Here is a 10,903-nt window from a genome sequence, read left to right as displayed (position 1 = left end):
TGATAAGGACGATCCTGTCCTTGATCAGATCGTCATAGAACCGAACCCTGTCGCCATTTTGGGTAACGACGTCGACGTTTGGGAAGTAGTCCTTTCCCCAACGCGAACTCTTGGCCGCCGGTTCGCCTGGGCTGAATAGAAAAATCGCGGTTATCGCCGCGACGGCCGCGAACCATCGTTTCATCTGAATCTCCAAACAGCAGGCAAGCCGGCGCGGCACGCGCGCCAAGCTCACGTAACGAGGACAAATCTCTTCCTGGTTGACCGGGCTTCGGCTCGGCCAACCGTTCAAGGAGCAACCGTGCCTGAGAGCTGCGCTGCCTGCAGTGGCTGGCTGTCCCTCCAACCTTTCGGCACGCCTTCGGGCAAGATTTCCGGGGTCGTGAAAACCACGCCGTCCGGGGTCGGATTGGGGGTCGGGGTCACCGCGGTCTGAGGCGAGCCGGCGACACCGGTCAGCAACTGAATGCGCGCCAACATCGCGAAGTCCTCATGAATGGTGTTATGGCAATGGTTGACATAGGCGCCGCCGAATTCGCCAAACTGCACCTGGAAGGTGACGCTGCCGTTTTCGCCCAACCGCCAGACGTCTTTTCTCTGGAGGTTCTCAGTCGCCGCGAGTTTCAATCCCGTGCGCGAAATGGTAACACCCTCCTCGAAGTGAAGGTGAATAGGGTGATCCCAACCGCCACCGCCGTTCCTATAAGTCCAATGCTCGACCTCGCCGGCTTTCGGAACCAGCAGGGAAATTCGGTTGGCATTCATGGAATGTGACGTTTCGCCGTTGATGCGAATGGTCCAGGGGAAGTTGACGTATTCGCCACAATCCGGAACACACCCATCCGGCCCGCGGGAATCCCCTTCTCCCGACCTACCGAACTCGACGAGCCTCGTGCGCACCGGCGTGACGATCGGTATTTGTTCGGTCAATTTGGGCGGAACGCGGCTGACGTCCGGGTCCGTGGCGCGGTGGATGACGCCGGGCACATCGACGCTTTCGATGGCGCCGACCACCCGAAACTCAAGCATCGGCCCGACCACCGGATCCTTGGAAAGGCCCTTGATAGCCGCTGCCAGGCTGAGTTCCTCCTTCGGGCCGCGACCATCGTCATGGAGGATCTGATTGACGACCCGTATCTTGTCGCCGATCCGGAAGCCGGAAAAATCGACGATGATATCGTAGCGTTCGGCCATGCCCTGCACGGGAAGGGAGGTCAAGGTTAGGGGGGTGACCACAAGGTTCCCGTCATTGGCGATGAACTTGATCGGGACAGGATTTCCTTTGGCATCCGCCAGGGCAAGCTTCAGGAAACGTGACATGCAGGCGTTCAGAATGCGGAAGCGATATTTTCGCGGTAGGACTTCGAAGAATGGCGCATAGCCGAAATTGACCAGCGGCACGTCGCCGACCATTCCGTCCGTATCGAAGATGTCGAAGAACAGCTGGCCCGACGCGTCGCATACGCAATCGGAAAAGACCAGATTGACGTCGAAGTCGATGTTGCCCCAACCCAGAAGCTTGCCGCTGGGCAGCCGCAGGTTGACGCCGTCGGATAGCTCTTCGTTGCCGCGGTCGGGGCCGCTGTAATAGTTTATGGCGCCAAGATTGCCCTTGTAGACGTTTTCCGCCGTAAAGAAGAAACGGTGATCATGCGCCCACATGCTGCCTTGTAACTCGCGGAAGTCGCCCGGGACGTTGATGAGGCCGGTGCTGTCGTCAGGGCCCGATGCCCGCCGATCGGTGGCCTGCGTGTTGATCTTGTCGCGTCGGGCAAGCGTCGTGCTCCAGCGGTAATCATAGAACGTACCGGGAAAGTGGTGCACATTCGCCGCGCCGTCGCTTTCGGCGCCATTGTGCGCATTGTGGAAGTGAAGCTGGGTCTCGTTGCGCCCGAAGCCGTTGTTCTGTGCCCGGTTGACGGGCAGGTCATTGTAGACCCGCGCGATGATGGGTTCGCCGTAGCGGCCTTTTATGAGGAACGGTGGCAGGGTGCATTCACTGGTCCTGCCTGCCCCATAGCACCAGACGCTGTCTGCCTGCTGCACCGGGAAGTGGTCATGGAAGTATCCGCCGCCGGTTTGGGTAATTTGGCCGAGCCTCATAATGTAACCCACTTTGGGGAAGTACTCGTCCCAGCGTTGGTGCGCGAAAATCTCTCCCGGCGGGCGCCCCTCGATCGGGCCACGATAGGTCCTGGGATTGATGAATTGCCTGTTTGTCGGATCGGCCGAAAAATCGGTGTGGTAGGACAATCGTTTCGCCGGCCGTTCGGCCAGCTGCGCGGGAAACGCGGCGTGACCCTCTGATGTCCGCGTCATCGGCACAGGATTGAGCAGATGCAAACGATGCATCGGTTGGGAGAACTTCTTGACGCCGAAAAGCGGCGTGCGCGGCGCGCCGGTCGGCACCGCCGCATAGGCGCTCTTTGCAAACGGACTGAGCCCATTTTTCATGGCGAGCATCCCGCTGGCCGTGAAGATGCCCCATCGCAACAGCTCGCGACGTGTTACCTGTTCCTGATTGATTGCCCTGGTGATCTCGGCACGGTTTTCCCGTGCGAGCTGCGCTTCTCTTTGTCGCGCCCGCGACGCATCGTTGGAGATGTACATTTAATCCGCCCCTATCAAATGTAGTTCATGGTCCTCCGCTCTGTATGTCTGCAGATAGTACCCCTCAACACTTGCAATCACAATGATTAGACCAGACCTTAGTCTTATAACTATTCCGACTTAGATCGAACGAATTGTTGTCGGCCGCCGGTTTTGCGACGTTCCTCTGTTGAGGATTTCCGACATTCTTTTATAATTACCTTAAGCTTAGTATTCGACCCGGCTTTATCGCCAGGGTTGAGTGCGCGCCCGTCTGCAGCACTCCAGTGGTGGTGAATGGTTATGCCGAGCTTCCGGTATCGGGCTATCGACCAGTCCGGACACATACTAGAGGGGTATCTGGACGCGGCTTCGAGCGCGGTGATGACCACTGAACTCGAACGCCGGTCTCTTCTGCCGATAGACATAGAGGAAGTGAACGGATCCGCCCCGAAGCGACGCGTTTCAATCCTGGCGCCGACGCCATCATACGAAGATGTAACAGCGCTCACCGAGGACCTTGCAGCCTTGCTTACCGGTAGCGTCGCTTTGGACCGCGCCCTTCAGATCATTTATCAATCGACCAAACGCCGTGCGCTCGCCGGCATCGTCTATTCGATGTGGAAAGTCATATCGAAGGGGCACAGTCTTGGTGAGGCGATAGCGGCCTATCCAAAGGCCTTTCCGCGAACCTACGTCAAAATGGTGGAGGTCGCGGAAGTCGCCGGCAATCTCGATGTCACACTGCAAGTGATCGCTCAAAATCGACGGCGCCAGAGCGAACTGAGGCATCGGTTGACCTCTGCGCTGGCCTATCCCTGTTTTCTGATTTTCGCGGCGATCGGCGTGTTCTTCTTTGTGCTTATCGTCGTGGTTCCGCAATTCGATCAAGCTCTCGTCGAAACGGGCAACTCGTCGCTCGGATCCGAACCTTTGGTATTCACGCTGTCGCGTATTGCCGTTGGGCACCGCACACTTTTGGCATACGCCGGGGCGGCTTTGATCGGTGCGGCAGTTTTCGTCGCGCGCAGCGACGCGGTGAAAGCGGCGCTAATCTCCATGCTTCGCTATATCCCTGGCTTCGACACCCTGCTCACGCAGCAGCGCGCTGTCGTCTTCTGTTCGACACTCGCGATGCTGAGCAGAAGCGGTGTCGATCTTCCGACCGCACTCCGGCTCATCCGAGACCTCATGCGAGACAAGAACTCCGCCAACCTCGTCGCCGGAGTTCTTGCTGAAGTTCGCGACGGGAGCCGCCTTACCGATGCGCTCGCGCGCGTAGACTTCCTCCCGCCCTATGGCCTGCAGATATTGCGTGTCGGCGAGACAACCGGAGAGGCCGACAAGGCGGCATGGCGGGTCGCAAGCTATTATGAAACGAAACTCGACCGATCGATTGCCCGCGCCACCGCGATAGCGGGTCCGCTTGTCCTGTTGGCGATCAGCGCCTTCATCGCCTGGATCATCGTCTCGGTGATCACCGCCTTGCTCAGTCTGAACGAACTGCTGTTGTGAGCCCCATGAAAAAACCCCGTCGCTCAAAGCCAATCGACCACAGTGCTTGCCGACATAGGCACGATGAAGGAGAAGGCGGGTTCACGCTGCTTGAGTTGCTGGTCGTTCTGATCATTCTCAGCCTCGTCGCCGGTATCGCCGCTCCGCGGGTGCTCGGATATCTCTCCGAGGCGCGCGTCCGCGCAGCGAAGCTGCAGATCGAGGCTCTCTCTTCGGCATTCGATCTCTTCTATCTCGATACGGCACGCTACCCGACCGAACGGGAGGGCCTGGATGCGCTGGTGCACGGTGCGGCGATCAAGCGCTGGAAGGGTCCCTATATCCAGCAGGCCTCCGTGCCGCTCGATCCCTGGGGCAATCCATATCAATACCGTATCGGTGGCAAGGGGAGACCTCAGATCATCTCTTATGGTGCCGATGGTGTCGAGGGAGGAACCGATGGCGCAGCCGATATCACCATCCAGCAATGATGCGGAATGCGACAGCGGATTTGCGTTGCTTGAGATCCTGGCTGCGCTCGCGATCGTGGCGCTGGTTGCCGCAATGTCGCTGCCCCACCTGTCGCAGGCCAGCCGCGCCATGGCTCTGAGGGTGCGGTCAGCCGAGATCACCGCACTTTTGCGCCATGACAGAAATACGGCGATGGAGCAGGGACGGCCGGTCCTTTCTGCCGTCGATCCGCAGCGCCGGACGGTGTTCTCAGGTGCTTCTGGTCGAAAGGTCGTCTTGCCCGACAGCACGGTGATGAGGATCGAGAGCTCCGGCCGCCTGCAAGCGGCCGGTCGCCGAGGGTTTGTCTTTCAAGCGGATGGACGCGCGCTCGGCGGCGTATTGAGTATCGAGGGGACCAATGTCACCTACCGCATAGCGGTCAATCCGCTGACCTCGGGCGTCACGCTGTCGGAGGTGCACTGAGTATGCCCCGATGACCCAACATGTTGCTCACCGAGATGTGGTCAAAGACGAGCGCCGTGACGACGCGGGTTTCACCCTGCTCGAGGTCCTCGTTGCGATCGCGATCCTTGCGGCGGTGGTTTCGGTCATTCCTCGCAGTCTCGTATCTGCTCGGACGTCGATCGGTCATTCCCGTGCCTGGCTTGAGGCCAGGCTGGTCGCAGAGGAGGTTTTGGCGGGGGAGTTGCGAAACGGGCGAACACGGCCCGGTGTTTTTTCTGGTGAGGTGCGGGGACGCCGATGGCGTGTGGTCGTTGTCCCTGCCGCAGTAGCCGATGCGCCGCCAGGCAACGGCCGCGCGCTGCTTGAAGCAAGAATTTCCGTCGAGGTATCTGCTTCGCGAGTCCTTGCCGTTGACCGTCTCTTGGTCGGGGTTGCCCAATGAACAGAGTGCGGGCACCGAAAGACGAAGGTTTCGCGCTTCTTGAAGCACTGGCCGTGCTCCTGCTCAGTGCACTTGTCTTGCACGCACTCATGCTCGCGGTTTCGCTTGTGACACGTTCGTCGGCCGCGGCTTCGAGAGGTGCGGCCACACTCGAAGAGCTTGCGACCGGCCTTGCCGCATTGCGAAGAGATTTTTCACAGATCGCCGCAGTCAAGACAGGTGCGGCAGCCAATGCGCCGCTGCTGTTTTATGGCAGCGACGAGGCGCTCGGGTTTGCCATCAGGACCGAGGCGCAGTTTGGGGCGGATCAGCTGGTGTGGATTGCGGTGAGGTCCAAGCCGCCCGCGCTCACAAGGTCTTCAGCCGTGCGGGTTCCTGGAGCGGCTGATTTCGAAAGGGCTCGCTCGTCCGCGCCGATCGAATTGTTCGAGGGGGCGTGGCGCTGGCGCTTTTCCTTTGCCGAGATTACGGAGCGCGGGACCATCTGGAGTGGATCCTGGATTGCGCAGTCGAGCCTCCCCGACATTGTCCAACTGCAGATTTGGGATAGGTCTGACGAGCGGCGGGCACCGTTGACGCTGATGATGTCTCCGCACGTCGACTCGCCTTCGGCCTGCGGCGAGGGAGACGTCTGCAGGGGAGGCGGCAATGCGGCGCGATAACGGATTTGCCACGCTTGCCGTGCTTGTCGTCAGCGGTCTGCTCGCCGGGATTGTATCGATGTTGGTGTTGCTGTCGCGGCCCGCACTCGTGCTGACAAGGCTAGGGGCGGACGACCTCGTGATGGAAAACCTGCTGGAGAGCGGCGTTACAGCGTCTGCATACCTTCTCTTCATCGTGGATATCGATGCCGCATCGGTGGATGGAAGGATAATTCGTCTGCCAAGCGGCAGCGTTACCTTGCATGTCTCGGCGGAGACGGGACGGGTGGATCTGAACGCGTCACCACCCGAATTGCTGGAGGGCGTGTTCAAGGCCGCAGGAGGGCAGTCGCTTTCACCCAAGTCGTTCGCCGCTCGGGTCGTCGACTGGCGTGATGAGGACGATGAAAAAACGACGGGTGGCGCCGAGCGCGCGGACTATTTGGCAAGCGATGCAAACGGCCTACCGGCAAACGTTGCGTTCCAGTCTGTGAGCGAACTGCGCTTCATTCGTGGTTTGAGCGAAGCCGACTATCTGCGCCTGGAAGCGTTTGTCACCGTCTACAACCGCACGGGCTTGCTCTATCCGGCCGCTTTGTCGCGCCGTGTCTTGATGGCTGTCCCTGAGATGAGCAATGTGGATGCCTCGGCCTTGGCCGCTGTTGAAGCGGGCGGTGCAGAAAGTGACGATGGTGAATTGCGAGGGCTGTTTCAGCGGTATGAAAAATTCATCACGCAAGAGCTCCCTAAAGTGTATCGGCTTAATGTGATCGCCCGCAGCGAAAGTGGCAGGACAAGCGCTGCGCACGCCATCATAGCGGATGCCGAAGACGAGGCGAAGGGATATGCTGTGTACGAATGGGCTCCTGCAGGTCGGGTGGCTCGTTGATGGCGGGGCGGATTGGATGAGTGGTCTTGTCGCATACATCAAGCGCGGGATGGCTGCACTTCTCGACGAGATGACGTCGTGGCAGGCCATGATCGGGCTCCCGCACGCGGCTCGTAGTAAATTTCTTCTTGTCGATGAACGGGCGAAACTCTCCTGCTATCGCGTCGGCCGCACCCGACCGGTGCACAAGGGGGACGGCGCGCGTGCGGATTTGCGGAATGGTTGGCTCAACAAAATAGTCGGAGCACACCCCGTCGAGCTACGGCTGGCGGGTGACGGGGTTGTGGTGCGTTCTCTGCGTCTGCCGGTGGCCAGCCGCGGTCACATCGAGGCGATCATCCGGCATCAGATCGAGCAGATCATGCCGTGGCCATCGGAGAAGATGGTGTACGACTACGACATCCAGGAGAGCGAGGCCGCAAGGCTTTCCGGCCAGATCCATGTGCGGCTTGTCGCGACGTCGCTCACGACGATGCGCAGCGCCATCGAACCGTTCCAAGCAGTCGGCATAACGCCGGTCGTTGTGGGTCTTGCGTCGGACCCGCCGGATGGCCCAAGCACGATCAACCTTTTGCCGGGCGCCAAGGCGGCGTTGCGCGAGAGGCGACGGCACATTTCCCTGGTTTGCCTTTGCGTCCTGGCGGGTGTGGGCGCGGCCCTGGTGACAGGCGCAGGCTGGCACGTCAATCGTGCCGCCACGGAGGCAGCCCGCATCGACGCCTCTCTTGCAAGCCTACGTGGCGCCATCGAGGTGGCCCGTAAGGAGGCAGAGACGACGAAGGACCCCGGCCTCAACCTGGCGCGCAAATGGGACGCCGTACCCATGGTCTTGCTGCTGGATGAACTTTCCAAGCGCGTTCCGGACACCACTTACCTCACCGCTCTCGACGTGGACGATCGCGATGTCCGGGTCACAGGTCTTTCCACAAACGCGGCCAATTTAATCAGCCTCTTAGAAAACTCGGATATGTTGGAGGCGGCCGGTTTTTCCGCACCCATCGTTCGTGACAATGATACCAAACTGGAACGGTTCGAGATCCTGGTGCGCTTTACGGAAACGGGTCGACAATGAGAACCCCACACAGCAGCACACGACGTGTCAGGGTAGCGGCGATTGCCGCACTTTCCTGTCTGGTGGTGCTGCCGGTCCTTGCCGTTGCGTGGAGTGCCATAGTCGTGTCGCGTCTTGCTGAGGAGAACAGGAACGACACGGCCCTGGTCGACACACTCAAAGCTCGGCTGTCTGCGCTTGGCGGCGGTGTGGGCGGCGTTGATGATGGCGCGAGCGTACGCTCCTATTTGCCTGGGGATACGCCCGCTATCGCAGGCGCCGAGCTTCAGCGTCTCGTCACCGATATCATCGGCCGGACCGGTGCTGTGGTCTCGCAGTTCGAATTTGTCGCGTCCGAAGAGGCCGACCCCGCCGGGGGCACGGTCGAAATGCGGATTCTTTTCCACACCACCATCGAACCCTTGCAAAAGATACTATTCGCGACCGAGACCAATTCGACAGCGCTTGTTGTCAAATCCATCAACATCGAAAGCCTGGCGCTCGACGAAGAGGCGCCGCACGCATCGCCGACATTGCGCGTTTTGGCGCTCGTCGAAGGCTATTGGCGGAGGGCTGAACGATGACGGCCCTGTCGGACGCGCGTTTGTCGGTGCTCATTGCCGTCGTGCTTTTCGCAGGCCCCGCGTCGTCCCAATCACCATCACCCGACGAGGCCCCCTGGGCGACCCTCGACAAGCTCGAGGCGACGAGATTGCATCCTTTGTTTACGCCGACGCGGCGGCCTCCCGTTGTCGACGAGGCGGTGGACACGCCGGCGCCGGTCGCCGCCGCCGACGTTGAGACCGTGCCGGACGCCCCGCCGCAGCTCAAGCTCGTCGGCATCATATCGACAACAGACAGTCGGCAAGCCCTTCTTCAGGATGCCGCGAGTGGCCAGATTCATCGCCTCAAGGACGGCGAGAAATATCGGAACTGGAACCTCTCGATTGTCGACAGCCGCACCGTCGCCTTCGAGCAGAGCGGGCGTCGCCAGGACTACAAGATGTTCCTGCCCATTCAATGATCAGATCGTTACGCGCAGAACCTCTTCGATCGAAGTGACGCCGCGCCGGTACTTCGCGAGCCCGTCTTCCAGCATGGTTGTCATGCCTGCCTGGACCGCGACGGTCTGAATCTTTTGAGGATCCGCATCCTTTCGGATCAATGCGGTGATCTCGCCATCGACAGGCAGGACCTCAAATATTCCAACGCGCCCGCGATAGCCGCTGTCACCGCAATAGGAGCAGCCGACCGCGCGAAAGCAGGTGTCGCCGGGGCGTTTGGCAAAGCGCTGACGCGTCGCGGATGTCGAGGTGGCGTGCGCTTCGTCTTCAATCGGCGTCTTGCAACGCTCGCACAATTTTCTGACCAGGCGCTGGGCGATGACGCAACGCAGTGCGGACGCCAGAAGGAAGGTTTCGACGCCCAGATCCATCAACCTTATGATGGCGTCTGCGGCGCTGTTGGTGTGCAGGGTCGTTAGAACCAGGTGGCCTGTCAACGCTGCCTGGAGACTGATCGAGGCGGTTTCGCTGTCCCGCATCTCACCCACCATCATGATGTCGGGGTCCTGACGAAGGAACGACCGCATCGCATTGGCAAACGTCAGGTTTATGGACGGCTTGACCTGGGTTTGGCTGACGCCCGCCATTTGATACTCGATCGGATCTTCGATCGTCATGATCTTGCGTTCGGGGCTGTTTAAATTGGACAGTGCAGCGGTCAGTGTGGTCGTCTTGCCGCAGCCCGTCGGGCCGGCCACGACAACAAGGCCATGAGGCTCGTCCAGTTGCGTACGAAGGACGGAGAAGTCGCGCGACGACATGCCCAGGCGGGAAAGATCAAGGGCTTCGGCACCTTTGACAAGGATGCGCACGACCAGGGCCTCTCCGTGCAGCGTCGGCATCGTCGCCACCCGAAAATCGGCACGAGTCGAATTGATCAATATGCGCGCACGCCCATCCTGCGGCAGCCGGCGTTCGGCAATATTCAACCCTGCCAGGATCTTGATACGAGAGATGACACCGCGCGCGATCTCGTTCGAAAGCGGCTGCATCGTCCGCAGCATTCCATCGACGCGCATCCTCAGCCTTACGCCATCGGGTTGAGGCTCGATGTGAATGTCCGTTGCTGATAGGCTGAGCGCGGTTTCAAGCAACTGGTCTACGGCCCGAACGATCGGCGCTCCGCTGGCGATATCGTGGAGGCGATCGAGATCCTCCTCGCTGCGATCGCCGGCAACAGGCGTCGCTGGTTGTTCTATCCTTTGGCTTTTGATCTGCTCCTGAGACAGCATCCGTTCGAACAGGATCGCCATCTCCTCGAACGTCGCGATCCGCAACTCCACCTTTTGGCCAAGCGCCGCCAAGGCTGCTTCGATCGCGTCGTCTCGGCTTGGATCGGCAACGACCAACAACCGAGACTCGCCCTGGAGCGCCGGCATCAGCCACGCGGCGCGCAGGAACCGGGCCGACAGATCTTCGGTCAGTTCCGGACGAAACTCGACGTGTTTGAATGCGGCGCGATCCAGCTTGTGAAAATCGGCAATTGCGTCGGCAAGCAGTTCTCCCGAAAAAAGCCCGGTTTCCCAGAGGCCCGCGTAGTTCGAGGGCGCATCCACAAGAAGCCGCTCCAGAGACGGCCTCTCTGCCAGCCCGATCAGGTCATCCTTCGTCAACAGATAGCGAATGAACTGCGTTACAATCGTTGCCGTATTCATTCGTCCCGCCGCCGTATGCCAACGCACTGCGCCGCTAGTGTTTCGTCTCAGAGATTATGACGGGTTGTCTATGCCGAGGATTGGCAGTTCTTGAGGCGGGACAAGCAGTTGGATGCTGCGCGCCACGCCTGGTTGCTTTTTGATCAATCCGATTTGGTCG

Annotated in this window: 11 protein-coding genes and 1 pseudogene; 9 read left to right on the top strand and 3 right to left on the bottom strand. The window is 60.1% G+C overall.

Translation table 11 applies throughout. The features are described 5' to 3' along the window. Together AC244_RS34440 and AC244_RS34435 are read right to left on the bottom strand one after the other, a co-directional pair. Nucleotides 1–184: pseudogene (locus AC244_RS34440) on the bottom strand (SCO1/SenC/PrrC family cytochrome c oxidase assembly protein); the annotation flags it as partial. Between the two features lie 104 nt (nucleotides 185–288). Next, nucleotides 289–2,610, bottom strand: a complete 2,322-nt coding sequence (locus AC244_RS34435; protein WP_053253315.1) for a multicopper oxidase family protein — start codon at nucleotides 2,608–2,610, stop codon at nucleotides 289–291. A 363-nt stretch (nucleotides 2,611–2,973) separates the two neighbouring features. Here AC244_RS34435 and AC244_RS34430 point away from each other — a divergent pair, with 363 nt between their 5' ends. The 9 genes from AC244_RS34430 to AC244_RS34390 are packed head-to-tail and all read left to right on the top strand — an operon-like array spanning nucleotide 2,974 to nucleotide 9,048. After that, entirely contained in the window at nucleotides 2,974–4,104 is a 1,131-nt protein-coding gene (locus AC244_RS34430; protein WP_234717132.1) for a type II secretion system F family protein, read from the top strand. A gap of 5 nt (nucleotides 4,105–4,109) precedes the next feature. After that, on the top strand, nucleotides 4,110–4,574 hold the full coding sequence (gene gspG / locus AC244_RS34425; protein ID WP_053253313.1) for a type II secretion system major pseudopilin GspG: 465 nt from the start codon (nucleotides 4,110–4,112) through the stop codon (nucleotides 4,572–4,574). Further along, nucleotides 4,543–5,019 (top strand): prepilin-type N-terminal cleavage/methylation domain-containing protein, encoded by a 477-nt coding sequence (locus AC244_RS34420; protein ID WP_053253312.1) that lies wholly within the window; start codon nucleotides 4,543–4,545, stop codon nucleotides 5,017–5,019. The genes gspG and AC244_RS34420 overlap by 32 nt, the downstream gene beginning before the upstream one ends. Before the next feature lie 10 nt (nucleotides 5,020–5,029). Then, nucleotides 5,030–5,443 carry a prepilin-type N-terminal cleavage/methylation domain-containing protein gene (locus tag AC244_RS34415; RefSeq protein WP_053253311.1) on the top strand — a complete coding sequence of 138 codons (414 nt, stop codon included), beginning with the start codon at nucleotides 5,030–5,032 and terminating at the stop codon, nucleotides 5,441–5,443. Beyond that, entirely contained in the window at nucleotides 5,440–6,105 is a 666-nt protein-coding gene (locus tag AC244_RS34410; RefSeq protein ID WP_053253310.1) for a hypothetical protein, read from the top strand. Before AC244_RS34415 ends, AC244_RS34410 begins: the two co-directional genes overlap by 4 nt. After that, complete coding sequence (locus AC244_RS34405; RefSeq protein ID WP_053253309.1) at nucleotides 6,092–6,973, top strand: general secretion pathway protein GspK; 882 nt, start codon at nucleotides 6,092–6,094, stop codon at nucleotides 6,971–6,973. Before AC244_RS34410 ends, AC244_RS34405 begins: the two co-directional genes overlap by 14 nt. 16 nt (nucleotides 6,974–6,989) lie before the next feature. After that, nucleotides 6,990–8,045 (top strand): PilN domain-containing protein, encoded by a 1,056-nt coding sequence (locus AC244_RS34400; RefSeq protein ID WP_053253308.1) that lies wholly within the window; start codon nucleotides 6,990–6,992, stop codon nucleotides 8,043–8,045. Then, on the top strand, nucleotides 8,042–8,608 hold the full coding sequence (gspM, locus tag AC244_RS34395; RefSeq protein WP_063934191.1) for a type II secretion system protein GspM: 567 nt from the start codon (nucleotides 8,042–8,044) through the stop codon (nucleotides 8,606–8,608). Before AC244_RS34400 ends, gspM begins: the two co-directional genes overlap by 4 nt. Further along, nucleotides 8,605–9,048 carry a hypothetical protein gene (locus tag AC244_RS34390; RefSeq protein ID WP_053253306.1) on the top strand — a complete coding sequence of 148 codons (444 nt, stop codon included), beginning with the start codon at nucleotides 8,605–8,607 and terminating at the stop codon, nucleotides 9,046–9,048. Before gspM ends, AC244_RS34390 begins: the two co-directional genes overlap by 4 nt. On the opposite strand, the gene AC244_RS34385 is transcribed toward AC244_RS34390, so the two are convergent. After that, nucleotides 9,049–10,743 carry a GspE/PulE family protein gene (locus AC244_RS34385; RefSeq protein WP_053253305.1) on the bottom strand — a complete coding sequence of 565 codons (1,695 nt, stop codon included), beginning with the start codon at nucleotides 10,741–10,743 and terminating at the stop codon, nucleotides 9,049–9,051. Nucleotides 10,744–10,903: the final 160 nt, after the last annotated feature.

It is taken from the genome of Ensifer adhaerens, assembly GCF_001270265.1.
GTDB classification, from domain to species: Bacteria; Pseudomonadota; Alphaproteobacteria; order Rhizobiales; family Rhizobiaceae; genus Ensifer; species Ensifer adhaerens_B.
The sequence above is the reverse complement of the archived record's forward strand: the minus strand, read 5'-3'. Positions and strand labels throughout refer to the sequence as shown.